20 protein-coding genes are annotated in these 24940 nt (G+C 56.1%); 10 read left to right on the top strand and 10 right to left on the bottom strand.

What is annotated here, in order from left to right:
• The first annotated feature begins 211 nt into the window (after nt 1-211).
• From LDN75_RS19135 to galU, 3 genes are all read left to right on the top strand, one after another.
• Nucleotides 212-1894, top strand: coding sequence for an O-antigen ligase family protein (locus LDN75_RS19135; protein WP_223934277.1), 1683 nt, complete (start codon nt 212-214; stop codon nt 1892-1894).
• Between the two features lie 298 nt (nt 1895-2192).
• Nucleotides 2193-2771 (top strand): hypothetical protein, encoded by a 579-nt coding sequence (locus LDN75_RS19130; protein ID WP_223934276.1) that lies wholly within the window; start codon nt 2193-2195, stop codon nt 2769-2771.
• 306 nt (nt 2772-3077) lie between these two features.
• On the top strand, nt 3078-3971 hold the full coding sequence (galU, locus tag LDN75_RS19125; protein ID WP_223934275.1) for a UTP--glucose-1-phosphate uridylyltransferase GalU: 894 nt from the start codon (nt 3078-3080) through the stop codon (nt 3969-3971).
• Here galU and LDN75_RS19120 read toward each other — a convergent pair.
• The 4 genes from LDN75_RS19120 to LDN75_RS19105 form a co-directional block, all read right to left on the bottom strand.
• Nucleotides 3961-4326 carry a VanZ family protein gene (locus tag LDN75_RS19120; RefSeq protein ID WP_263422407.1) on the bottom strand — a complete coding sequence of 122 codons (366 nt, stop codon included), beginning with the start codon at nt 4324-4326 and terminating at the stop codon, nt 3961-3963. The two genes, galU and LDN75_RS19120, sit on opposite strands and share 11 nt — an antisense overlap.
• 365 nt (nt 4327-4691) lie before the next feature.
• Entirely contained in the window at nt 4692-5306 is a 615-nt protein-coding gene (locus LDN75_RS19115; protein ID WP_223934274.1) for an LPXTG cell wall anchor domain-containing protein, read from the bottom strand.
• 176 nt (nt 5307-5482) lie between these two features.
• The gene (locus tag LDN75_RS19110) at nt 5483-6925 is read right to left on the bottom strand and encodes a DUF4012 domain-containing protein (protein ID WP_346347148.1); all 1443 of its coding nucleotides are present in this window, start codon (nt 6923-6925) and stop codon (nt 5483-5485) included.
• 436 nt (nt 6926-7361) lie between these two features.
• Nucleotides 7362-8798: a sugar transferase gene (locus LDN75_RS19105; protein ID WP_223934272.1), complete on the bottom strand. Its 1437-nt coding sequence runs from the start codon at nt 8796-8798 to the stop codon at nt 7362-7364.
• 435 nt (nt 8799-9233) lie between these two features.
• Here LDN75_RS19105 and LDN75_RS19100 point away from each other — a divergent pair, with 435 nt between their 5' ends.
• The 7 genes from LDN75_RS19100 (at nt 9234) to LDN75_RS19065 (ending at nt 17381) form a co-directional block, all read left to right on the top strand.
• On the top strand, nt 9234-10343 hold the full coding sequence (locus tag LDN75_RS19100) for a glycosyltransferase (protein ID WP_223934271.1): 1110 nt from the start codon (nt 9234-9236) through the stop codon (nt 10341-10343).
• Nucleotides 10344-10828: 485 nt separating this feature from the next.
• Entirely contained in the window at nt 10829-11005 is a 177-nt protein-coding gene (locus tag LDN75_RS19095; RefSeq protein ID WP_275959791.1) for a DapH/DapD/GlmU-related protein, read from the top strand.
• Nucleotides 11002-12135 (top strand): glycosyltransferase family 4 protein, encoded by a 1134-nt coding sequence (locus LDN75_RS19090; RefSeq protein WP_223934270.1) that lies wholly within the window; start codon nt 11002-11004, stop codon nt 12133-12135. Before LDN75_RS19095 ends, LDN75_RS19090 begins: the two co-directional genes overlap by 4 nt.
• Nucleotide 12136: 1 nt before the next feature.
• Entirely contained in the window at nt 12137-13189 is a 1053-nt protein-coding gene (locus LDN75_RS19085) for a glycosyltransferase family 4 protein (RefSeq protein WP_223934269.1), read from the top strand.
• 117 nt (nt 13190-13306) lie between these two features.
• The gene (locus tag LDN75_RS19080; RefSeq protein WP_223934268.1) at nt 13307-13735 is read left to right on the top strand and encodes an acyltransferase; all 429 of its coding nucleotides are present in this window, start codon (nt 13307-13309) and stop codon (nt 13733-13735) included.
• Between the two features lie 41 nt (nt 13736-13776).
• Nucleotides 13777-14871 carry a polysaccharide pyruvyl transferase family protein gene (locus LDN75_RS19075; protein WP_223934267.1) on the top strand — a complete coding sequence of 365 codons (1095 nt, stop codon included), beginning with the start codon at nt 13777-13779 and terminating at the stop codon, nt 14869-14871.
• Between the two features lie 1760 nt (nt 14872-16631).
• Complete coding sequence (locus LDN75_RS19065) at nt 16632-17381, top strand: hypothetical protein (protein ID WP_223934265.1); 750 nt, start codon at nt 16632-16634, stop codon at nt 17379-17381.
• 28 nt (nt 17382-17409) lie between these two features.
• On the opposite strand, the gene LDN75_RS19060 is transcribed toward LDN75_RS19065, so the two are convergent.
• The 6 genes from LDN75_RS19060 to rfbB form a co-directional block, all read right to left on the bottom strand.
• A complete protein-coding gene (locus tag LDN75_RS19060; RefSeq protein ID WP_223934264.1) occupies nt 17410-18270 on the bottom strand; it encodes a hypothetical protein in 861 nt (286 codons plus the stop codon).
• Between the two features lie 583 nt (nt 18271-18853).
• Nucleotides 18854-19750, bottom strand: coding sequence for a glycosyltransferase family 2 protein (locus LDN75_RS19055; protein WP_223934263.1), 897 nt, complete (start codon nt 19748-19750; stop codon nt 18854-18856).
• The gene (locus LDN75_RS19050; RefSeq protein ID WP_223934262.1) at nt 19740-20393 is read right to left on the bottom strand and encodes a CatB-related O-acetyltransferase; all 654 of its coding nucleotides are present in this window, start codon (nt 20391-20393) and stop codon (nt 19740-19742) included. The genes LDN75_RS19055 and LDN75_RS19050 overlap by 11 nt, the downstream gene beginning before the upstream one ends.
• A 104-nt stretch (nt 20394-20497) precedes the next feature.
• The gene (locus LDN75_RS19045) at nt 20498-22000 is read right to left on the bottom strand and encodes a polysaccharide biosynthesis tyrosine autokinase (protein WP_223937634.1); all 1503 of its coding nucleotides are present in this window, start codon (nt 21998-22000) and stop codon (nt 20498-20500) included.
• Between the two features lie 477 nt (nt 22001-22477).
• Nucleotides 22478-23896 (bottom strand): bifunctional dTDP-4-dehydrorhamnose 3,5-epimerase family protein/NAD(P)-dependent oxidoreductase, encoded by a 1419-nt coding sequence (locus tag LDN75_RS19040; RefSeq protein WP_223934261.1) that lies wholly within the window; start codon nt 23894-23896, stop codon nt 22478-22480.
• A 2-nt stretch (nt 23897-23898) separates the two neighbouring features.
• Complete coding sequence (gene rfbB, locus LDN75_RS19035; protein ID WP_223934260.1) at nt 23899-24897, bottom strand: dTDP-glucose 4,6-dehydratase; 999 nt, start codon at nt 24895-24897, stop codon at nt 23899-23901.
• Nucleotides 24898-24940: the final 43 nt, after the last annotated feature.

The following is a 24940-nucleotide window of genomic DNA, read 5'->3' as shown; positions in this document are numbered from 1 at the left end:
GGGCAAAAATAAGAGTCAGCTTCGCACTTCCGTTGCAGCCTCGCGGCTTCCTGGGCTGTGTCTCGTGATGACGGCCCTTTCCATTCTGGCGTTTCAGCCTGGCGGACTCTTCAGATTCGTCTGGATCAAAATCACCGTAATGATATTGGCCGTTCTTTTCGGTGTTCTTTCGCCAGCGGGCGCCCAGGTTCCACGCTTGCTAAAGATCCTCGTGTTTTCCCTTGCGCTATGGATCCTGATAGCAATGTTTCTCTCGGGAAGCCCTTGGCCCAGCTTGGTCGGACGGTGGCCGCGGTACGAGGGCTTTCTTACTCTCGGCTTGTACTTGGCCATATTCCTGGTGGGCGCCAAGGTGCTGGGCGGAAGCAGATCCCTTCCTCAATGGAAGGCCCTGCGCCTTTCCTTGGCCGCCGTTTCTCTTCCCCTATTTGCCATTTCCGCCATGGAATCCCTTGGCCTGCGCCCTTTGGGTGGCGGCTTGGATGACCGTCCCGGTGCCACTTTGGGCAACGCAACGGATCAGGGGCTCATCGGGTTCATCATCGCGGGAGTCCTGTCCACACCGTCTTCCTCGGAGCAGGGCTGGCAATTGTGGCTGCGGCGCGCAGGGCTGGCGGCCAGCGCCGCCGTCGTCCTCCTCTCTGGGTCGCGAGCGGCTCTTGTGGGGCTCGCAATAGTTGCGTTGCATGCCGCGATCCTGTGGATGAGGAGCCGATTGTGGACAGGACTCAAGGCGGGCTTGGGTGCCGCAGCAGCCATTGCCGGCCTTGCGGTTGCCGCGCTCATGGTCCCGACCACGCGGGAGCGGTTGCTCTCTGCCGGAACCGTTGACGGGCGCTTGCTCCTATGGGAAAGAAGCCTTGCCTTGATAAGCGGCCATCCGCTATCCGGTGTTGGCCCAAGCGGCTTTGTGGATGGGTTGCCGGCATTCCTGAATGACGACTGGGCCCGAAGCGTTGGCGACACCTTCCCGACCGACTCTCCACACAACTGGATCCTGCAAGCTTTGGCCGCGGGCGGTGTCCCGTTGCTTCTTCTTGCACTGGCCTGCGCGGGGACCGCCATGTGGTTGTTCCGGGCGCGCCTCATGGAGACCCAAAATCCCGAGCTCAAGCGCTATCTGCTGGTGACTGGCGTTGCCATTCTGGCGTACTGGATTGCTCTCCTGACTCATTTCACGTCCATCGGAACCACCGCGCTGGTGGCGTTGCTGTGCGGTGGACTGGTGGGGCGCGACAGGGTCCCGGTTGCGTCCACCCCAGTCAGACCAGCCGCTACGTCGATAACGAGGTTCGGCCCCCTGCTACCGCGCGTCGGAGGGATCGTCCTCGCGTGCGTGTGCCTGGCCGTGGCGATGCCTGCCACCCTTGCGGAGTGGTCAATGAGCTCCGGCGCCCAGGCTGCCCGGTCCGGCGACCCTGAGCGGGCGGAACAGGCCTTTCGACTGAGCCACAGTCTTAGGCCGTGGGATAGCGACACGGCTTTGCTTGCGGCCCAGGCCTTTGCCGGGCCTGCAACAACGGGGGACCAGCTCTCAGCCCAGCACGCAGTTGAATGGGCGCGCCTGGCGCGGGAGGTTACCCCGCATTCCCAAGAAGCGGGGCTCGCACTTGCAATCGGCTACATCTACAGCGGCGAACTGGATGAAGCAAAGGCATTGCTGGACGAGTTGCTGGCCGAGGCGCCCTCGTCGACCAGTCTCTTCGTGCAGCGTGGCGTGGCGAATTTCGGACTTGGACGTACGGCCGAGAGCATTGATGACCTTCAAAGGGCAGCGACACTGGATCCGACGCTGGAGGAACCTTGGCGCGTTCTGTCGGCGATCTACCAGCGTATGGGCGACGATGGGGCCGCTCAGGCCGCGATGGAACGCGCTGAGACACTCAGTCCGTAAGCGTACGACGGCGTTGGACAACCTTACTGACAGATGCGCATGCGAGCTTGTCATTTGCAGCAAGTCTTCTGTCAAAAATCAGTCGATAAACCGGCAAGTCTGTGACTTCAGACTGCGAGTCGATCAGATAGACCGCAGGTTAACCCTTTGTAACTACTGTTAAGTACCCCTGCTGTGAGCAGGCCCTGAATGATATCGTCGTCCCTGGAGAGACAGCTGGGATTTCGGAACGCTATTCCATGGGGGATCTGCATCCGCAACATCACATGAATATCGTAATTCGTCTCAGGGGGGACAATTGAAGAAATCTATTGCAGCGCTTGCACTCGCAGGCATAATCGCACTGGCTGGCACCGCTCCAGCCGTGGCCACCACCTACCCGGCGCCGGGCAACGAGCAGGGCACCGTTTCCGACGGCAACATAGCTGCCGGCGAATCCATCACTTTCGCCGGAACTGGCTACATCCCCGGCGAAACAATTAATGTTTCGTTCGAGCGGACCGGCGGCAAGAAGGATTCGGACGGCGAACGGCCCGCTCCGTCCAGCTTCAGCGCTACTGCTGACGGCACCGGGGCTTTCTCCACCTCTATTACCTTCCCGGACAGTGGTAGATACACGATCAGCGCCGTTGGCGCCACGTCCGGCAACACGCGCTGGGCAGCCATCACTGTTAATGCCGGCAACGGCGGAGGCAAGGGTAACCACGGCGGAGGCAAAGGAAGCTCCGGATTCACAGGTGCTTCCAGCGTTACCGCCGTTGGCGACACCTCTGCCGATTCCAGCCTGGTCCTGTGGTCGCTGGTCGGCGGAGGCGCCCTGGCTGCCAGCGCAGCATCCGCAGCGGTGATTCGCCGCCGCGCCAAGAGCAAGGCTTAGGCTCCCGCAAGTAATACGTCTAAAAGGGGCAGGTGCCTCCCGGGAAACCGGAAAGCACCTGCCCTTTGGCTTGACCGGCTTATCGCATTTGCGAGGCGGGAGGATGCGTTCTGCGGGGTCAAGCGTGCGAGTTCAGGAAGTGACCGTTTGCTTCGTCGCTGTCGTGGAAGGGGTCGCCGTCCCCATTTGTGATCGACAGCAGCTGAGGCGCAAAATATTCGAGAGTTAACTCCCGTGCTCCGAAAGTTCACAAGAAAATTCTTAGTAAATTACATTTCTTGTGTGTAACCTTTGTAAAATCTGCCCATGACACATATGGGGAACTCTATTCGTAAAGCCGTAATTCCGGCCGCCGGGCTTGGGACACGCTTCTTGCCAGCCACGAAGGCAATGCCAAAGGAGATGTTGCCGGTGGTGGATGCGCCGGCTATCCAGTATGTCGTGGAAGAGGCCGTAAAAGCTGGCCTCACCGATCTTCTGATGATCACAGGCCGGAGCAAGCGCGCCCTGGAAGACCACTTTGACAGAGCCCCGGCCCTTGAGAGCACCTTGGAGCTGAAAGGTGACCAGGCACGTCTGGACGCTGTGCAGCACGCATCGGGACTTGGACCCATTCACTACGTACGCCAGGGGGAGCCGAAGGGACTTGGTCACGCTGTCCTTTGCGGCCGGCAACACGTCGGAGACGAGCCATTCGCGGTTCTACTTGGGGATGACCTCATCGATGAGCGCGATGAACTCCTGACTACGATGATGGATGTTCAGGCAAGAACGGGTGGATCCGTGATTGCATTGATCGAGGTGGAGCCGTCCCAGATTAGTGCCTACGGATGTGCCGATATTTCGGCAATCGAGGGCGAAGGCTTCATTCGCGTCAACAGCTTGGTAGAGAAGCCAAAGGTTGAAGATGCGCCGTCCAACCTGGCTGTTATCGGACGCTACGTCCTACATCCGGCGGTCTTTGATGTTCTGGAAAAGACGGCGCCAGGCAGTGGTGGAGAGATCCAGCTGACCGACGCGCTGCAGACACTGGCGGCAGCTGAAGGGGATGGCGAGGGCGTCTATGGCGTCGTCTTCCGCGGCCGACGTTACGACACCGGCGACAAGCTTAGCTATCTGAAGGCCGTGATTACGCTGGCGTCTGAGCGCGCCGAGTTTGGTGAGGATCTGAAGGCTTGGATGAAGGGGTTCATCGGTTAGGAATGCCTTCGGAGTAGGCGAATTTTGCGCGCCTCCTTCGGGCAACCAACAGCACTGCTGCGACCCCAATGACAGCCCCGAGTGTGTTCATGACAACGTCAACAACGCTTGAAAAGCGGGCTGTAATGAATAGTAATTGCCCGAGCTCCATGCACGTGGAAACTATGATTCCAAACCCAGCGATGACCCACCAAGCTCGTGTTGGGAAGGCCATAGAGGCAAGGATTCCGAGGGGAATGAACATAAGTACGTTCGCTGAGGATTCCACCACGTGGTAGTCGAGCCAAGACGGTACGCCGTGCCGATGAAGAAAATTCAACAACGTCGCCAGCGTATCTTGGATAGGTTGGTCCACTGGAGAAGGCCAAAAACCAACAACAGCCAAGCCCACCAGATATGCAATCAAAGCTATCCGCCAGGGGAGTGTGTTTTTCAATGGCACCTCAGGAAGTTCGGATAAGTGCCCAAGCGCTGACGCTGGCGGCGGCAACTGCCAGCAGTGCCAAGAGAACGTATTGGGGAAATTCCTGCGGCAGTGCCGGTACCCGGTATGCAGGTAAACGCAGCTCGAAATGCCTCCGTCGTCTACGCCAATGTCGCCCCATGATCATATGAATACCACAGAAGGTCTTGGATCAGGAACGCGAAAAAGAAAAGGATGGCTTGTCGACGAAACAATCTTCGTCGACAAGCCACCCCAGGTTTGAAGCGTTGTGTGTGCTAGACAGAAGCCTCGGTGTTCTTGGCGCGGCGGCGTGCGACCACCACGGATGCAGTACCGGCCGCCAAAGCGCCTGCGCCCACCAGAGACCACAGGATCAGGCTGGAGTCAGCGCCAGTGTTTGCCAGCGGAACGCCGCCAGTGTTCGCCAGACCCGTTCCCGTGCCAGAGTTTCCGCCAGTGTTGGAAAGGGCGGCTCCTCCGACGACCACGGTGACGGGACCAACAGTGTGACCTGACGTGTTGCCCCTAGCAGTCAGGGCGTATGCACCCGGAGTGTCGATGACGATGGGAGCCGCGAAGGCCCCGTTTGCATCAGCTACGGCACCCAGTGTCGAGGGCGCCAGCGGAATGCGGCCTGAGACGGAGAGGCTGCCGGCAGATACGCTGCCGCCGCTAGCTGCCGGTGTGCCGGTCGGCGTGACGGTGATCGTAATACCTTCACCAGGAGTAAAACCTGTGCCACTAAAAGTAAATGCTTCGCCCGGTGAGACGGATGCGTCGGAAACAGCTACGCTGGAGTTCGGCGCTGGGTAGTTGGTCGCGACGGCCGGAACTGCGCCGACAAGTGCAATGGAACCTGCAAGCGTAAGCGCTGCAAGAGATTTCTTCATGTGTGTCCCCCTGAGACCCGATTTGGTTACCACGTGTGTGATGGAGATTTCCGAGGCCCTGAGCGACCCGAAGGCGAAATCTCATGTGTTGCCCAGATAGAAACTTACCATTTCATTGCTAGTCGCGGCAAAGAAAATCCAATCCCGTTACAAAGGATTAACCTGCACGTCTCGGCTTATTCACAAGCCGACTCCGACGGGGCCTTGATGACATCCTTGACTAGCTGTGTTGTGGGCGTGACAACGATTTGCGGTTCAGCATGCTGGACGATGTGCCCAAAAGTGAATTCGACGTTGCTGCTTTGGCCTGGGGCTAGCTGGATGGTAGCTGTTCCGACAGCCCTCTGGCCGTGGCGCTGCGCCGCAAACGGAATTTTTGCGCCGTCTTTGACAACCATGTCAATATTCGACTGTGCCGGCCCATATGCAACTAGGTTGGTTTGCACTGATCCGGCAGGTACGCCATATGCCCCATCACCAGTCACATATGGCGGGAGAGATCTTGCAGCATCGGTCGGCGCGGTGTTGGTGTTCGTCACCCGTACCGTGATTTCGCGATATCCGTCCCGCGTACAGTCTTTGACCACTTGAACGGTGCGTTTCATCCAGTAGTCCATCTTCGCCCCGGTGCCGTCGTTGAAGTAGACACCAAACTCGGCAGGGGAAGTGGTGGTGCCGGAAATCAAACCGCCGAGTGTGTACCGGCCGATTGTGGCTTGTTCATCAGTCGACGCGGACCACAGGAGGATGCGGCGTTCCTGTACACCACGCGAGACGGCGTCCATGAGTTTCTTTGGGTCAGTTTTTCCCGACGAAAGGGCAGCGAAGATCTCTTTTGCCGCGCCTGCGAAGTAGACGTCCTGGCGATCCGGCTCGTCGATCTTCGCGTAGGAGTCCGACAACAACGTCCGCACCACGTTCTCCGCTGTCAGTTGAGCGGGGAGGCTGCGCCCGATTTCCTTCACTGCGGGGTCCGTCATTTGTACTGGGCCAGTCGCTCCCAATATGAAGCTGAGCGCTATCGGATCCAGTGACAGGACTCCATCCAGTCGCTCGCCCGTGCTCTTCTCCCACATTGCCTGCGCCGTGCTTGCAGTGGTCGGGAAGTCCGGTGTGAGGTTGACGTCTTGCATGAACTTGCCAACGCGGGCAGAGTAAATCGCCTGCTGCTCGGAGTCGATGGCCACTGGCGGGATGAAAGCTCCCAGGGCTGTCGCACTCGTTTGGGCCTCCAGCGTTAGCTTGCCTTTGTCGATATTAAGGACGGCCAGCGCGCCTGGAATTCCGCCCGAAGCCCGGGCCTCGGCGTTGTTTTGCATAAGGAGCAGATAGCGGCGTGGAGCTTCGGCGCCGAGCATCTCCGGCGCGAGCCTGGCTGCATCTGCGGCTGACTCCAAATCTCCCTGAAGTGAAGACAATTTCTCTCTTGCTTCAATGAGCGGCGCTGAAATCTGGGGAAGGAGACCGTCAACGTCTATGCCATTAAGGCGTTGCGCGGATTCTCTGACTGTGTATGCGGCTGCCTGTACCTTCGGTGCTGCGGACTGCAGTGGGGTGAGATCCATGCCTGTGGGATTGGGGGTCAGTGCATTCCAGTTGAGCGACTCAAATGCTCTCACGAGTGGAACTGCTCCTAGGCGAGCAACGTCGTCCGCGGAAGTAGCAACTTCACTGGCGGCCTGCATGTTGGGTCCCAAGAATGGGAGTACTGACGCGGCCTTCCACAGAGGATCGTTTGCAGCATCTCGAGCAGCCCCGGTGTGCATCACAAGCGCTTCAACCGTTCCAGCCGCGGACTCCGAATCATCCTTAGCGATCTGATCCTTGAGCGTTGGAAGTAATGCCGTGGCGGACTGCAACTCCGTCCTAAGTGTCGTCGCTTTGGCGCCCAGCCATAGTGCACTGCCAAACACGACAACAACAGCCGCTGCAGACCAAATGCCTGCGAGCCTGAGACGCCGTCGCAACTTGCGCCTTGAACGAACGGACTTGCCTTTAGTCTTGGAGGACATAGCCGCCACAACCTCATTTTCAGTATTCGAGTCAGGTCTTTGGTCAGTACGCGCCCGTGCTATGAAATACGGCCCTCGCTGTCCGCAGGATTATCACCAAGTCGCCCGCCAGGGACCAGTTTTCCACATAGTAAAGATCCAACCGGACGGAGTCCTGCCAGGAGAGATTTGATCTGCCGCTGACTTGCCAAAGACCTGTAAGCCCTGGCTTAACTAAGAGGCGGCGACGAACGTCGTGCTCGTAGGCCTCCACTTCGCGGGGTAGCGGAGGCCGTGGTCCCACTAAGCTCATGGACCCAGCAAAGATATTGAATAGCTGTGGGAGTTCATCCAAGCTGTATTTTCGGAGCGCACTGCCGACCCGCGTGATCCGGGGGTCATCTCTGATCTTAAAAAGAAGACCCTTACCTTCATTGCGGTGCTGTAGGTCAGAAAGCCTGGCCTCTGCGTCCACAACCATCGAGCGGAACTTGACCATTTGGAAGAGACTGCCTTCCATCCCCACACGAGCTTGCTTGAATAGGACGGGCCCCTTGCTGTCGGCCTTGACCAGCAGGGCAATGAGGCCCATTAGTGGTGCCGTCACAATGATGAGGAAGCCTGAAACAAAAATGTCAAACAGCCGTTTGGCGACGCGTTGCCCACCTTCCAAAGTTGGAGTCGTTACGTGGATCAGTGGGAGCCCAGCCACTTGCTGGGTGTGAATTCTTGGACCGGCAATATCTGTCAGAGCTGGGGCCATAATCAGCCCTATGTTCCTCGCCGCGAGTTCCCATCCGAGTTGTCGAATAGTTTGTGGGTGGAGTTGGACGCCGGCTGAGACAGCCACAGCATCGGCCCGGCACCGGTCGATTGCTTCGAGGACCGCTACTGGTTCTGTGCCGGAGCCAAGAATTGGCAAGCCCGAATTGGGTTCGATGCTTGGCTGGTCGCGAGCGCCGGGCGTATATGCGGCGACCGGCAAATACCCGGCGTGCTTCGCACCATGCAGCGTAGCAGCGAGATGTGCAACTGCGCTTGGACCACCCAGCAGAAGGAGTCTGGACATACTCCCACCGCTTTGCCGCGCAAGACTCAAATGCTGGCGCAGAAGCCATCGCGCAAGGAGGAGGCCCACCAGCCCAACGGGAAGGGCGACGCCCACGTAGCCCCGTGCCGTTTCGAACCTGAAAACGTAGGAGAATATGGCAATGAGTCCGAAAAGCCACAGCGAGGCGGCCGCAACTCTCTTATATTCATCGGGTCCCGCTCCGAGGATCCGACTCTGCCTGCTATTCCATGCCCCTAGCATGAGCCACCAAGCGGCCGCCAAAGCCACTGAAAGCCAAAAGTAGTTAGGTTCCTGACCTGTCAGGAGGAAGTCCGTCTCAACGCCAAAACGTATTACGTATGCTCCTGCTACGGCCCAGCCGATGACAAAGGCGTCAACAAACTTCAGGAGTCGCGATGTCCGCGGTCGCCAATCAGATCCCGTCCCCAATTATCGTCCCCATGAATAGATGTTTGTTCGCGCCAAGGGAGGTCCCCATCGTCAGGATACAGGCGCTCCACCAGTCATCAACATTATTGCGGTATCTGGTGCCGTAGCTTGCGCGGTCCTCCCTGGCTCTGAGTCATCGACGCGGGCTTCAACAGGATGAGCAGTTCAAACAACGCCAGCTCGATGCTCATGCGATGCGTGTCACAAACGCGTCAATTGCCTGACACGAATCGTATGCTTAGATTTGCCAGTGCCCGAGCGTGATAGGACTAGTTGATCCACCCTTGGGCCGCACTGGTATCGACTCATAAATTAGAATGGCGTCACGTGCTGTCTGCGTCAGCCGCTCGTCTCAATGGCAATGCAGAGTGTCAATAGCACTCGGAACAATGGGGAAATGTGAAAGAATCGCCTACGCCGAGCAGGGTACCGACAGTGGCCATCATAGGAACCCGCGGTTACCCGAGTTACTACGGAGGATTTGAAACGGCAGTCCGCAAACTTGCGCCGTTTCTTGCGGACAGCGGTTGGGATGTCACGGTCTACGGACGCAAAAACGTAAAGACTGATGACCGGGATCGCGATAGTAGAGTCCGCGTCGTTACAACGGGTGGAATCGAGAACAAGTCGCTAAGCACTCTTAGTTTTGGCTTGACGTCTTGCCTTCATGCAATGTGGACCCGGCCTGATGTTGCACTCGTCATGAACGTCGCCAACGGCTTCTGGCTCCCGCTGCTTTCATTGCGTGGTATTCCTACGGTTGTCAACGTCGACGGAATTGAGTGGGAACGAGCCAAATGGGGGCGCTTAGCAAAAGCCGTGTTCCGACTTGGTGCCAAGATGAGCGCTCGATTTGGAAATGTGCTGGTCGCGGACTCCAAAGAGATCGCTCGTCGATGGCAACTGGACTTCTCGCGTTCGAGCTTGTTCATACCATACGGGGGAGAGGCCGGAACCGCAGAGTCCAAGGCGGATACTCTGCCGAACCGTGGATACGTACTTGCCGTTGCGAGGTTCGTGCCTGAAAACACAATCCCGGAGTTTCTAGAGGCTGCCGGCCGGCTTGCCACCGACCATGATGTGGTTATCGTTGGTTCCTCCGGCTACGGTGGGCCGCTTGAGGACGCCGTGCGGCTCCTGGTCGACGAAAATCCGAAGGTGCATTGGCTTGGCCACATATCTGATGATCAACGACTTTTGTCCCTTTGGAAGCACTGCGGGACATATTTCCACGGCCACAGCGTGGGTGGAACTAACCCGGCCTTGGTACAGGCAATGGCGAACGGCGCCCCCACCGTTGCTCGCGATACTGTCTATAACAGGGAGGTGCTCGCGGGCGCCGGCGTATTCTGCGAACCAACACCGGATGCCATCGAAGCTGCGGTCCGGGAGGTAATGGGCTCGCCGGATATCCAGCAAAAGCTTTCTAATGCGGCATTGGCCCGAGTGCGTGACGGCTACACATGGGAAGAGGTTTGCGGAAGCTACGAGGAGGCACTCCGTGTGCAAATTCATTCGAAGGGAAAGATTAAGGTGAAACCTTGAGGATCCTAAGATTCGAGGGGCTTTCGCCGTCTGCTAACACCGTGGCTACTATGCAGATGTTTGCTCGATTGGCCCCCATGTTACTGCGCGGGGCTGCGCGGAAGCCTTGGCTGAAACAATCGCATGGACCACTCTTCGTAGGCCGCGGAGCCCGGATAAAGAACCCTCAGTTCATCTCGCACGCAGGTCGACTCGTCATTGAGGACTTTGCCGAGGTACAAGGTCTAGCAAAGTACGGGCTCAATTTCGGTCTTGACGTTTCTATCGGCCGCGGCACACAGATTCGACCTTCAAGTTACTACGGAGGAGAAGTCGGCTTTGGGTTGTGGGTCGGTGACCGTTCGAGTTTTGGAGCCGGCTGCTTCATCGGATGTTCAGGTGAGATTCGCATTGGAAATGATGTAATGCTTGGACCTGGCGTGAAGCTATTTTCGGAGAATCACGAATTCAAAGACCTTTCGCGGACAATCAAGTCTCAAGGCGTCGTGCGCGAGTTCCTTACCATTGGTGACGATACCTGGGTCGGAAGTGGCGTAACGATCATGGCCGGTGTGACAGTGGGCCCAGGAGCTGTTATAGCTGCCGGTAGCGTCGTCACCCGCGACGTGCCCGCAAACGCGGTCGTTGCCGGCGTTCCAGCCAAGGTGTTGAGGTCACGTTGAAAAACGAAGCCGACAGTACTGGATCGTATATATTTCTGCACTCCTCAAATGAAATGTATGGTGCAGACAAGATATTGCTCGAAGTTCTGCAATCGTTGCCTGAGAGGGATCGAGTTCATTCCGAGGTCTGGCTCCCGGATGATCTGCCCGGATCAGACAGAAAACTAACCGCTGAGCTGGACCTCTTGGCGATTCAGAATGGCATCGAAGCTCTGCCAGTCCTACGGCGGCGGTATCTTACGCTGCGGGGTATCTTTCCGCTCATGGGGCGAACCTGGAGGACATTCCGGGCATTGAGAAGGTCAAAACCCGAGCTTGTTTACTGCACGACGTCCGCGATGGTCTTTTGCTTACCCTTGGCGAAACTTGCAGGTGTGAAGAAGACCGTACTTCACCTTCAGGAGATATGGACCCCAAAGGAAGCTTGGCTATTGGGCCTAGCCGCTAGATTTGCAGACAATATTCTATGCATTTCAACTGCCGCCAGAGCGTCTCTTCCAGAGCCACTGAAGATGCGATCAAGCCTTCTCACAAATGCTCACCGCGAAACGAGTGCACCGATGGTTCCGCATGAATCATTGAACGGCCCGCTGCGCTTCCTTGTTGCGAGCCGCTGGAACTCTTGGAAAGGCCATGCGTCACTTCTCAGTGCATGGGACACCGCGACTAACCCTCCTGGTGACTTAATCATCTTGGGTGGACCTCCGTCAATGGGGAACGGCGTGGACGTACGCGGAATTGCTGGCGGTCTCCGCCATTCTGCATCGATATCAGTCGTCGGTGAAGTAAGTGGCATAAGCGACTACCTCGATAAGGTCGACTTCCTCGTGTTGCCGTCGGATAAGCCTGAGCCATTCGGTCTTGTACTATTGGAATCATTCGCGCGCGGCCGCCCAGTGATTGCAAGCCGAGCTGGCGGTGTTCTGGATATCGTCGTTGACGGTGCAAACGGACGGCTCTTTGAGATGGGAAACACTGCCCAACTGCACGATATCTTGGCCGGGGTAAACAGGGAAAAAGCGATTGCTCTAGGCCGGCAAGCCAGGAAAGACTTCGAGGAACGATTCTCCATTGAGTCGTATCAGGCCAGGTTCCGAAACCTTTGGAATGAAATTGTGAGGGATGGATAAATTGGTCAGCACTCCCAAAGCGAACCTCGTTTATTGGTACGGTCTGGATGAAATGCCCGAAGACGGTGGTGGGCTCCGGGCTATCGCTTGGTATAAGGCACTCAACGAGCTCGGCTTTGAAACCACCATACACCGCCTTCGATCTGTTGGTTCTGGTGTTCAGAATCTGAGCTATCTCAGAAGCCTAAAGAAGGCTCTCGTTCCAATGCCCCTTGAGACGCGTCTTGATGGGCTAACCTCAGCAGAACTGAACGTCATTACCGTTCCGTCAGTATTCAGATCTGCGGCACGAACCCTCCCCCTGTCATCCTTGGTGTTCGACTGGATGGACCTGTGGAGTGTAAATGCGCGCACAATGGGGCAGTCTAGTTTTGTGTCCAGACCTGGTGGCCTTATCCAAAGCAATTTCTGGTCTTCACGGCAACGCACGTTGGTGCGCCTACCGATGGCAAATACGTTTGCTGGCTTCGATGATAGGTCTTCCATGGGTGCCGGTATGGATGGTCTCAACTACTGGATTCCTACACCGATAAGTGCCCCAACATTGGCTAGGAAATACCCCTCCGCTGGCAGGACTCGGGTAGGATTCATTGGAAACTTTGCATATCCGCCTAATGTTATGTCCTTGCGTTCATTCTTTACGAAGTTTAATTCTAATATCTTGGACCACCAGGTCGAGATAGTAGTTGCAGGATTTGGTTCGGAAGTTGTCAAGCAGTGGAATGTCCCTGCGACAGTGGTCGGGCATGTTGCGTCGCTTTCAGACTTTTACAACAGCATCGATGCTGCGATCGTTCCCATTGACCACGGTGGCGGAATCAAAGCAAAAGCCGTTGAGGCAATGGCCTATGGAGTTCCTATATTTGGGACTCCGCACGTGTCATCTGGCTTTGCTCCTGAGTGGGCGCCTTACATTTCGGGATTAGAGAATCTATTTGTAAATCCCACGATATTTCCCCCATCTCCCCCGCGGGATGAATTTGAGAATCAGTTTAGTCAAATGGCATTTACCGATACTGTACGACAAATGCTTGTTTCCGCAGGCAAACTATAACTAGGCGAGTATTTTATGCGGTTGTATTTACAAGGCTTCAAGCTGTGGCTTGGCTTCTTGGTCGGTCGGGTTCCTGTCCATGCTTTTCGTCTCTTAATGTACAAGCGAGTATTCGGCGTGCGTATTGGTGAAAAAACTTCCGTTCACTGGCGTTTAGTTTTTTTCGCTCCCCAGGGAATTGAGCTCGGCAGCAATTCCATAGTCGGGAATGATTGTTTCTTTGATGGTCGCCTTGGCTTGACCATTGGCAACAACGTAAATATTGGTGGACATGTTCAAGTATTTACCGTCGGGCATGATCCCCAGAGCGAGTCCTTCGGCACCAAAGGAGGTCCCGTTCAGATAGGTGACAGAGCGTACATAGCGACCAGAGCGACAATCCTCCCAAGTGTTGTAATCGGTGAAGGTGCGGTTGTTGCCGCTGGCGCCGTGGTAACTAAGAATGTACCACCCTTTGCTATTGTTGCCGGAGTACCCGCGGTGGTAATTGGTGAAAGGAATCGTGAATTAGGCTATGTTCTTGATTTTCACATGCCATTTCAATAGCGGCCAAGTTCGAAACTGACAGCGAGGGAAGCAGGTTACAAATGGGCGCACGAGTTTTAGTCCTATGGGCGAATGGAGAGTCCAGCAATCTCGGCGTTCGTGTCTTGGGTGACGGCGCGGCGGCGCTGGCCCGACGTGCATGGGGAAATGATTCAACGGTCGATTTTCAGAGCTTTGAGTTTGGCCCTTTAGGGACGCAATTATCCGGAAAGATCGTATTGCGGGGCCTGCTAACGGGAAGTAGAGCACTATCGCGCCGGATGTCAATGTATGACGCGGTGATTGATACGGGGGCGGGCGACAGTTTCACGGACATCTACGGACTTAAGCGGCTTGCAATCATGTACTACACGCGACATGTGGCAAAACGTGCTGGAGTCCCCGTTGTACTGGGTCCCCAAACTATCGGACCCTTCAAGTCTTTCCTCGGACGGGCCGCTGCGAAGCGAACCCTGCGCGACGCTCGCACCGTGATGGCTCGTGACAGTACTAGTGCGACCTTCGCTGCTGAGCTTGGTAGAGACGTGGACTGCTTGGCCACTGACGTAGTCTTTTCACTTCCCACGCCTCCCGAATCGTCGGAGGCCACGAGTGACGTTGTGCTGAACGTTTCGGGGTTGCTGTGGAGTACGGATACCCACGGTTCGAGCGCGGCCTACCAGGAACTCACGCGACAGGTAATCCAAGGCTGCTTGGCAGCGAACCGCCGAGTGACTCTTATGGCGCACGTCATCGACAATCCTTCGGTTGATAATGACTTACAAGCAATACGGCCGCTAATTGCTGAGTTCGGCGATGCAGTTGAAGTCTTCATTCCGAAGGAATTGAGTGAAGTGCGTTCATTTATTTCTGGTTCAAACATTGTCATAGGTGCGCGAATGCATGCTTGCCTTAATGCGCTTTCGCTTGGTAAGCCTGCTATTCCACTGGCTTATTCCAGAAAGTTTGCACCACTCTTGGCTGATATAGGCTGGCCATACACAATCGAGCTTAACAGTGACTCTGCGATTGCCGATAGGGTGTTGGCACTTATCAGCGATGATCGACTCCTCGCTGAAGCCAAACAAGTGCGAGATAATGCCAATTCGCGTCTTGAGAATGCAGCTTCGCATCTGGCCGATCAAGTTCAGGTTTAGTCGTGGCTACGCCTCAAGAGGAATTCGACCGAGTCGTTGGATCTGTCGTGCAGAGTGGAAACTGTTCTGGGTGCGGTGCTTGTGCTCTGATCGATAGAGGCACATCCATGGAGCTTGACGACTCAGGGTTCAACCGCCCTCGCCGTCTGCTGCCGCTTCGATCGGTAGCACCGAATCCGGTCTCAGAGCTGAAGCATTCATGTCCGGGGCTAACGGTGCGGCGTCCTGCAAAGCCCCTTCCAGACGCCGACATGCAGTTCGAGCCCTCTCTTGGGAGGACAATCTCCAGTTGGCAAGCGTGGGCTGCGAACGACCAGGCGCGATATCGCGGCAGCAGCGGAGGAGTACTCACTGCATTGGCGACCTGGATGGTTGAAACCGGAATGGCGGCACAGGTCATTGGAGCGGCTGCGGACCCAGCGGCGCCCGAGCGGACTGTAGCCGTGGAGCTCAGGAACGGGAACGATCTACTGCGACAATCCGGATCCCGCTACGCACCTGTGTCCATAGCAAGTAAGGAACAAGCCTTATCCCCATCGTCCGTGGTAGTTGGGAAACCTTGCGAGGCTTCTGCTCTACTTCGAATCATGGATGGCAGGGGTCAGCGCGAACGGCCTCTCCTAATGTCCTTCTTCTGTGCCGGCGTGCCTAGCCAATTCGCCACAGAACGCCTGCTTCGTGAAATGGGCATTCCCGAAGGCGCTCCTTTAAGAACCTTGCGCTATCGTGGCCATGGCTGGCCGGGAGAGTTCTTTGTCGAGACTAACGAGGGCCTCACAGCGGCGGCTACTTACGACAAGTCTTGGGGGGAAACGCTTGGTCCTTCAATGCAGTGGCGTTGCAAGATTTGCCCAGATGGTGTGGGAGAGAGCGCCGATATTGTAGCCGGAGACTTTTGGAAAACGGATACTAAGGGCTACCCGATTTTTACAGATAGCAGCGGCGTCAGCGCATTGCTCGCAAGAACGCGTCGTGGACATGATGCCATACTTGCTGGAATTGCAGCGGGGGTAATCGTAGCGGAACCCCTGGAGCTGAGGCAGATTAGTGCTATCCAACCCCTTCAAGTAGATCGGCGAGCGACGTTATGGGGCAGGATCGCAGGACGTAAGGCCGCAGGATGGGCAGTTCCTAATTACAGCGGCTTTGGTTTGATGCGATTGGGTATACAGGATCCACTAAAGACCCTACGTTATTTCTACGGCTCGTTCCGTAGATCTTGGATGGAAAAGTACCGTGCGCAGTAGGAGTGTCGTGGGCGGCAACCGAATTAGCCGCCGATGAGGGCGGTCTTACATCTAGCTGGGAATGTGGCGCCGGTTTTGGCTGGCTTGGTAACAGCTCCACTTACGGCACGAAGCCTCGGCCCCGCAGCCCGGGGTGAACTCGCTATTGTCTTGTTGATTTCTGTCTTCGTGGGGCTGGTGGGGGCCTTGGGGCTCGGCCTCCTCGCGCGTCACGATGTTGCCGCTAATCCTGGAACTATGCACGAGTGGAGTAAGCGCGGCCGCAGAATCTCGGGTTTTTCCGTGACGGCCGCCTTGGTAGTTGGTGTTGGGTTGGGACTAGGCCTTGGCCTAGGGTCGGAGGAATTGATCGCTACGGCGGTTCTATTCACTCTGGCCGGCATGAGTGCAAGCAAGAGTGTCGACGCAAACATCCTAATCGTGTCTGGATACACTAGACAGTTCGGAACTGCGAATCTGGCTGCGTCAGCCACGATATGCCTGGGAATAGTTGGAGCATTTGTCGCAGGAGTTTTGACCCTCTGGCTAGTCATCGGACTAAATGCTGCATCACTCGCTGTGCAGATGATCCTGATTGTTGTACCCCGTGCTGAATTGCTCAAGAGGACACCGCCAGAAGGGTTGGCGCATGAGCGGTTTGGGTCACTCGTGCGGCGCGCCTGGAGAGCATGGCGCGCCCAGGTTACCGAGGCTCTCGTCATTCGCGCGGACAGCATCTTGATCATGACTCAAGCAAGTGTCCAAGTCGTCGGCTTGTACGCTGTAACAGCGCTTATTCCCCAAATCGCATACCAAGTCTTTCAGACCATGATTCAACATTCGTATGCCATCGCACCGCTTGTCCGGATAAGGGAGCGTACGCGCATTTTGTGGCAGGTTTGTATAGTCGTGAGCCTTCCCCTGTCGGCCGCGGGAGGTTTAGCTGCGTTTATTTTAGTTCCGATACTATTTGGGCCGTCCTTCATTGCTTCACTTGAGTGGTTGCTTCCGGCCTGTATGGTTGCAATCGGTTTGGCCGGGTTAACTCCAATCCTTCAGCATTTTGCCGTATCGGGTAGTGACTCGTGGTTTCCGATCGCGCTGCTGGTCGGAGCTACGGCTTCTGGGTTGTGCGGGGTCGTGGTGAACACCGCCACAGGCCTGGTTGTTCTTGCAGTCATGTTTCTCGTGACCGCAGGCATCTACGTTTATCTCGTAGCTGGGCCGAAGATGTTCTGCGTGTCTTGGCTATCGATCCGCCATCTGTTTTGGCGTGAACGATAATCAGGCTTCGAGGAGCAACGGTGTACCGTCAGAGCGATCGCGTTTGGAGTTTCTTTGAGTGGATCTGAACAAGACGTCCTGACGGTGACTTAGTATGCTGGGCGCCGAATGTGAGTCCGATGAGTAGCCACCAAAGCGTGCCCAGGCCGACCCAAGCATGAAGGGCAAGGTAGAGCCCCGAAGCGGTTACGAGAAAGGCGGCTTGACCGTAGGTGGACGCTAGCCTTTGAGGTTGAACCAACCCAAAACCCAGGGCCAAGAAAGTGACTAGCCCGATCCAGCCGAAGTCGAACACCGTGAGCGCGAGTTCAGAGTCGACGGTTTTTGCTACGTCAAGAGGGCCAAATAGACTAGCTGCAAGATAGGTTCCTTCGGGCAGACCCGATATTCCCCATCCGAAAGGTTGTTCGAACAGAGATCGAACTGCGAATGAGTAGAGGGTGGAGCGGTATTCGGCACTGGCATCGACAGCCGTGGAGCTTTCTAATTGTTCAGAACCACTGCCCAGCAGGAGTGCATAAAACGCAACAGCGGCTCCAAGGCCCACCGTCACTTTGAGAACTCGTGTAAATCCAGTTCGGAGGGCACTGAATCGAACTGTGATCCGAAGAAGTGCCCAAGTAGCAAGCAGGACGAGCGCTCCCCGACTATTGGTAGATAGGACACTCGCAACAATGACGACGTAGGCAGCGAAGCGAAGCCAGTGCCAAGGGAGAGCCTGACTTACGAAGGGCATAGCGCACACCAGCAAGACGGAAAGTACGAGGGGATGTTCGGCAAAAACGATACTTCGAATGGAGCCATCTCGAACCAGCCGGTCAGCATTTTCGTAAGTGCCCGCGACCAGGAAATTGGCTGTCAGTCGCTCAAAAATTGCTAGCAGCCCCATGAGAAGACTAACGCTTACATATGTTCGCGCTACAGTTATCTGTTTGTCTGACCCTGATATGAGAAAGCCCGCCAAAGCGGCCAGCGGATACAGGAGTGTATATCGAAATAGGGGGTCGCTCGCGGAACCGTCCAGAAGCACTTGCCCAGTCACAAAAATAACCCCGCATACTGCAACGCATCCAATGCAAATGAACTTGGCCCGGCGACTAACGTTCAGGGTGTTTTCGCAGAATAGTGCCACCACGCCCAAGACTAGGAATGACAGGAGGGCAACACGAACTGGAGCCTGGGTCTGCGCATATCCAGCGGCGTAAATGAGCGTGGTAGTGCAGAGAATACACGAAGTGAAGAGCCACCCGCGGAGCCAGACGCAGACGATCCAGATTCCTGCTACCCCCACCGCCGCATACAGTAGTACTTCACTCATGGAGCGTCCGCATGGTCCCGATAACCGCCGAAAGTCGAAGGACGCCGAGCATTGGGAACCCAAACGTCGCTCTGCGCAATTGTCTGTTGTTGCAAGCTTATTTGCGGCGCCACATACTCAAAACTCACGCATACAGAACTAAGACCTGAAGAGCTCACAGGTGTCCCTCGTTCATTTTTGTATCGCCAAGCATTTGGGACTCCCGAAAGCCGTCCTTGATCCATGATTTGGCAGCGGCAACAGCCGCGATGCTTTCTCGGGACTTTGATTGCACGCCGTCGCTCGGATGCAGTGCCATGAGTTTGCTGCGGACTGAAATGTCAGCCATGACAACATGACGGCGCCAGGTGCCCATATAACGTTCTGCAAGGATCACGCGATTACGAATTGCTAGACTTCGGCTCGGTCCATTGGCGGTTTGTTCGACAACTGCGTCAAGATTCACCAGCACTGGAATTCCGGAAGCCCGACATTTCAGACCAAGTGCTACGTCCTCCATATACATGAAAAATTCCTCAGGTACGCCACCCACCAGGCGCCAAGTTGACGTACTCATAATGAAGGCTGCGCCGTCAACCCACTGAACCCTACGAATCCCTCTCCTTGATTTCAAAGTGTCGTGCTTCGGATAGTTTAAGGGGAAGGAAAATGTTCCCCCGTTCGACCATATCGTCTCACCTCCGCTCGCCGCTTTCGTAACGAGCTTAGGAGCCACAATGTGCCCGTCCGGGTATCGGGATGCAGTTTCAAGCAGGAGGTCCACAGCACCCTTGCGGAATATTGTCTCGTGGGTGCACACCAAGACCTCGGTGATCGAAGGTATCGAGGCGACGTGCTGGAAACCGCGATTTACGCCTCCGGCATATCCGCGATTTTGTCCGTCATCCAGGATTGTTGCTAGGCGGTGTAAAGGGCTGTCATAAAGCGACGAGGAGTTATCGATAATAAATAGTCTGTTGGGTTCGAAGAATTGACTAAGATTCTCGATCGTTAGGTTCAGTGTTTCATGGCTTTTGTAGTGGACAACTACGGCCGCGATATCAGAAGGCATTCTCACGGGGATCCAATCGCTCGTTAAGTCCAGTAATGACCTGCATCGCCCTCTCGGGGGGGTGAGTCCAGAATTGGCTGTCGATTATCAGTGCTTCGATCTCCGGCGAGAACCGGCTTGCTTTGATCGGCTTTCCAGGGTTGCCAGCAACGACCGCGAAGTCTGGTACGTCGCGAGTAAGGACGGATCCTGCGCCCACGACAGCTCCTATGCCAATACGCCTGCAACCAGGGAGGAGTGTCACATTAGCCCCGATCCACGCATCATGACCGATCCAACATGACTCGCGGGTTACATCCTGATCTGCTCTGGCAAGGCCTAACGCTGGGTTGTAGAACAGAGGATGAAGTGCCGCATGATGCAGAGGGTGAGCGGCTCCGAATCTGCGCACGTTGGGGCCAATTGAGACATAATCCCCGATCTCGGTGTTTCTGTCACAATGGCCAACTGTTAGCAGCGAACCGTAGCTGTAATTACCTACTCGTATCCCGTGGTATTGCTCCAAGATATCGCGCAATGTAAGCGAGTACATGTCTCCGCCCTCGGCCGCCACCACTCTCTTGAGGAGATGCGAACGGAACGGAATCTTCGGATAGATGCCGGCGAAGGCCGAGCCGATCCAAGAGCGACGCATGGCAGTCATTCGTAGGTTTCCTCCACGGCGCAGAAACGATTTCTCGACCGCATCCGTTTGTTGTGCTTAGGCAAATCATGCGAACTGTGGGCCGCAGAGCTCACTAGGACGACCTAGCTTTGGTCGTGACGTTCGGCGGAGACCATGCGTGATCGTGACCGAGCGGGCGGTGACGCAATTTTTGAACGTTCGCCGCGTTCACCTGCGGGGGAGGTGTCATGTGAGATTGGTCGCCAGTCAGCGGATCGTGCACTCGTCAAATGGAGGTCGTCGTGGCTGTAATAAGTGTAGGAGTATGCATCGGCTCCCTTAACCGGCAACTGGTTGAGGACGATTCCCAGGACGTTTGATCCCACCATCGATAGCGCTCCCAATGACTTCTCAAGGTCTTGGGTTCGAACCTTCTGAGTTCCGGCGACTACCACGACTCCGCCCACGTGCTGCGATAGGACTGCTGCGTCAGTGACGGGAAGGAGGGGGGGAGCATCTATTACGACAGAGTCGAATGCCCCCTCCAGTCGTGTGATCAGTTGCTTCATCTCGTCTGACCCCAGCAACTCACTTGGATTCGGCGGGACTTGTCCCGATGTGAGCACGTAAAGACTGTCCGTTCCCCATGGCTGGAGCAGTTCGTCGACATCTGCCGATCCGACCAGGGCGGTGGTGAGACCCGCGTTGCGGTCGAGTCCCAAATATTCATTCACCATGGGCCGTCGAAGATCTGCGTCGACAAGGCAAACTGATTGTCCAGCCTGAGCCAAGGCTATCGCCAGATTGGTTGCGGTAGTACTCTTCCCTTCGCCGGGGAGCGAGGACGTGATGAGGACTGATTTCCCGTGTCCGGCCACATTGGCAAATTGAAGGTTCGTTCTAAGCTGTCGGAAAGACTCGGCTCGGGGACTTTGAGGCGCCGTCTGTGTCAAAAGAGGCTTCTTGGCAGCGTCTTGATCGAAAGCTATACCGCCCAGCAGAGGCGCGTCCGTGACGTTGCGGAGGTCTGCCTCTCCGCGTATGCGGTTGTCCAAGGTAGTCCGGAGCACGGCCAGACCAATGCCAAGGGCAAGCCCGACTAGGAATCCGACAATTAGGTTCATACGAGTATTTGGAGCGGAAGGCGCCGACGGTGCCTTCGCAGGTTTGATCACTGACAGCCCTACGGGCGAAGTTCCGCCTGTTTTTGGCTTCTCGAGTGAGTCCACAACCTCGATGAGGCTGTTTGCTACGGCCTGTGCAATCGCTGCAGCCTGTACCGGAGAGTGATCGGAAACGGAGATATTGATAAGTACCGTGTTTACTTCAGTGCTGGCCTTGACCCGCGGTGCCAAATCTTCAGGGCTAACGTCCAAACCCAGTGCGTCGATTGCCGGCTGCAGAACGATAGGCGAGCTCACGGTCTTCACGTAAGACTGCACACGGGCCTGACTGAACGTGTTTCCCTGCTGGAGTTCTAGCACCGAGCCCGAACTCTGGATAGCAACAAATAACTGAGTGTCTGCTGAATACATGGGCTTCGAAAGAACCGATGCGGCACCACCGATTAGGAGGCCAGTCAGCGCTGCAGCGACGATCAATATCCAGTTGCGGCGTAGGAGGCGCAGGTAGTCGCGTAGGTCCAAACCGGTTTCCCCCGTGTTGATTTCCAAGTTGGCAAACGTCGCACGCCACTGGCGTCTCAGGATGCATGGTCGTTGTCATTGTACCCGCCACATGTTTCCAATTTAGTTGTCGCGTAACGGATGTGTCTGCCCCAAGAAAGTATTCGTTGGTCTGCTCTCTTCGTTTCCGATCTTGAGGGGCGCCGCGACGGCGGTAAGGAGTTTGTTCCTCTCGGCCTAATGGCACGAATCTTGCAAGAAGCTCCCATTTCATTTCGCGATGGCGCTAGCGCGGACCGGCGGACTGGACTACAAGGAGTCTGAGGCTCGACTTCGCCGGCGACGAAAACAGTAACGCCCCTGACGGCCATCGCGGTTCTAACCGCGTATTGTCGTTCAGTGAGGAGGTAAGGCGATAGTGCTCGCTTCACGTTGCTTGCACTTTTCGATGAAACGAAGGAGGCAGGACGCGTAGCCACCGGCGGATAAGCGAGGATCTTACGAATCTGCACCCGACAAGTACTGGTTCAGCCTTACGCTTGCCAGTCCTGGACTGTATCCGGCACGGCTAATCTTGTCGAGGGTGAGAGTGCTAACAGGCGGCCTGGGAGCAGCGAGCTTACCGCGGAAATACTCTTCTGTCGTTACCCCCGATACTTTATGCGGCGACTCACCGACGATGTCGTACACGCTTGCGGCGATTTTCGCCCATGAATGCGGCTCGCCATCGTTGCTGAGGTTGTACGTTCCGTAGCTGGCGCGTGTTTCCAATAAGTGACGGATGGCGGAAGCGATATCTTCTGCAAATGTAAGCCGCCCGATCTGATCATCCACAACTGCGGGCTCAACTCCCCGCTCCGCGAGGAGAGCCATGGTGCGGACGAAGTTGCTGCCGTCACCAATTACCCAGCTTGTGCGGAGGGTGTAGTGCTTGGGCACGACGCTGACTACGGCGTCTCCGGCGGCTTTGGTTTGACCGTATACGCCGAGCGGAGAAAACGGTTCTTCCTCTGAATGTGTTTCCTGGACACCGTCGAAGACATAGTCAGAGGAGACATTCACTAGCGTTAGATCATGTTGGATGGCTAGCTTTGCGAGCCTTGCTACGGCGGAGACGTTCGTTTGCCAAGCGGCTCTTCGGCCTTCAAGGGTTTCGGCGGTGTCCACGGCGGTATACGCCGCTGCATTAATGATGGTGGCGTAGGACTTCCAGTCACGTGATTCAAATGAGTCCACGGAGTTAAGGTCGAATTCGGCGCGACCCGCAAACTCTATAGAGGCGTCGGCCTTGAACTCCTCACGAAGCGCCTTGCCGAGCTGACCGTTCGCGCCGAGCACCAGGGTCCTCTTAGGAGCCATTGCATCTACGTCACGGAGTCTCGGGTGGGCCTTGTCCTTCTCAGAGAGCTCAGCTTGGGAAAGCGGAATCGGCCAGTCGATGGCTATCGTCTCGTCAGCCAAATTCAGGAATGTGTACTGGTCTTGAGCCGAAGCGCTCCAGTGGTCATTGACGAGATAGGTATAGGCCGTGTTGTCTTCCAATGTTTGGAAGGCATTTCCGACGCCTCGGGGAATGAAGATTGCCTGGCTTGCATCGAGGGTTGCGGTGAAGGCGGCCCCGAACGTTGGGCCTAATCTAAGATCGACCCAAGCACCAAATATCTTGCCACTGGCGACCGATACGAACTTATCCCAGGGTTCAGCGTGGATGCCACGTGTTGTACCAGCCTTTTCGTTGAACGAGATGTTGTTCTGAACAGGCTTGAAGTCCGGGAGGCCCAAGGACAGCATCTTTTCTCGTTGCCAGTTCTCTTTGAACCAGCCGCGATTGTCGCCGTGGACCGGAATGTCGTAGAGGATGACGCCTGGAATCGGTGTTTCGGTGCGGCCAAGCTTCTTCGAGAACTCGATTGACATGGCTATTGCCCCTGGTTCTTGTATTTGGCCTCGGTTTGAGCCTTCTGGGGCCGCCACCATTGTTCGTTGTTCCGATACCACTCGATCGTGTCCTTGATGCCGACCTCGAAGTTGGAGAACTCCGGCCTCCAGCCGAGTTCGGTGCGGAGCTTTGTGGAGTCAATGGCGTACCGAAGGTCGTGCCCAGGGCGGTCCACAACGTGATCGTAGGCGTCACGGCTCTGGCCCATGTGTTCCAAGATCAGTTCCACAACGTCTTTGTTGTTTCTTTCGCCGTCGGCTCCGATGAGGTACGTCTCACCTAAGCGGCCCCTGTCGACGATTGCAAGTACTGCCGAGGAATGGTCGTTGGCGTGGATCCAGTCGCGCACGTTCAGCCCCCCGCCGTAGAGCTTGGGCCGGACGCCATCCAGGATGTTCGTGATCTGACGCGGGATGAACTTTTCCACGTGCTGGTAGGGGCCGTAGTTGTTGGAGCAATTGCTGATCGTGGCCTGCAAACCGAAGGAACGTACCCAAGCACGGACAAGGAGATCAGATCCCGCCTTTGTCGACGAATACGGGCTCGAGGGATTGTATGGGGTGCTTTCGGTGAAGCGCTCTGGGTCGTCCAGCTCGAGGTCACCATAGACCTCGTCAGTTGAGATGTGATGGAACCGCTTATTGTGCTTCCGGGCTGCCTCAATGAGTGTGTAGGTGCCGATGATGTTTGTATCGAGAAAGGGGCGCGGATCGCGTAGAGAGTTGTCGTTGTGAGACTCAGCAGCGTAATGAACGACTATGTCATGTGATTGGACGAGCTCTTCGACAACCGGACCGTCGGCGATATCGCCCTGTACTACTCGGACACGATTGCTGGGCAACCCCTTCAGCGACTCCAAATTTCCAGCGTAGGTGAGCTTGTCCAGGACCGTGATTTCGTGGTCTGTGTGCTCAACGACAAAGTGAACAAAGTTTGAACCAATGAAGCCGGCGCCGCCGGTTACGAGAATCTGCCCCATGACGCATAACCTTACGGGTTTGCGGATGCCCATACGAACACGG

Source organism: Arthrobacter sp. StoSoilB5, from assembly GCF_019977235.1.
Classification (GTDB): domain Bacteria; phylum Actinomycetota; class Actinomycetes; order Actinomycetales; family Micrococcaceae; genus Arthrobacter.
This window is presented reverse-complemented; position numbering and strand designations above follow the sequence as displayed.

Excerpts from the sequence above, each read along its gene's own strand:
- galU (WP_223934275.1), top strand. The coding sequence starts at position 3,078 with ATGACACATATGGGGAACTCTATTCGTAAAGCCGTAATTCCGGCCGCC.
- LDN75_RS19055 (WP_223934263.1), bottom strand. The coding sequence starts at position 19,750 with ATGCCTTCTGATATCGCGGCCGTAGTTGTCCACTACAAAAGCCATGAA.
- LDN75_RS19075 (WP_223934267.1), top strand. The coding sequence starts at position 13,777 with ATGGGCGCACGAGTTTTAGTCCTATGGGCGAATGGAGAGTCCAGCAAT.
- LDN75_RS19060 (WP_223934264.1), bottom strand. The coding sequence starts at position 18,270 with ATGGGGCTGCTAGCAATTTTTGAGCGACTGACAGCCAATTTCCTGGTC.
- LDN75_RS19115 (WP_223934274.1), bottom strand. The coding sequence starts at position 5,306 with ATGAAGAAATCTCTTGCAGCGCTTACGCTTGCAGGTTCCATTGCACTT.
- LDN75_RS19040 (WP_223934261.1), bottom strand. The coding sequence starts at position 23,896 with ATGTCAATCGAGTTCTCGAAGAAGCTTGGCCGCACCGAAACACCGATT.
- rfbB (WP_223934260.1), bottom strand. The coding sequence starts at position 24,897 with ATGGGGCAGATTCTCGTAACCGGCGGCGCCGGCTTCATTGGTTCAAAC.
- LDN75_RS19050 (WP_223934262.1), bottom strand. The coding sequence starts at position 20,393 with ATGACTGCCATGCGTCGCTCTTGGATCGGCTCGGCCTTCGCCGGCATC.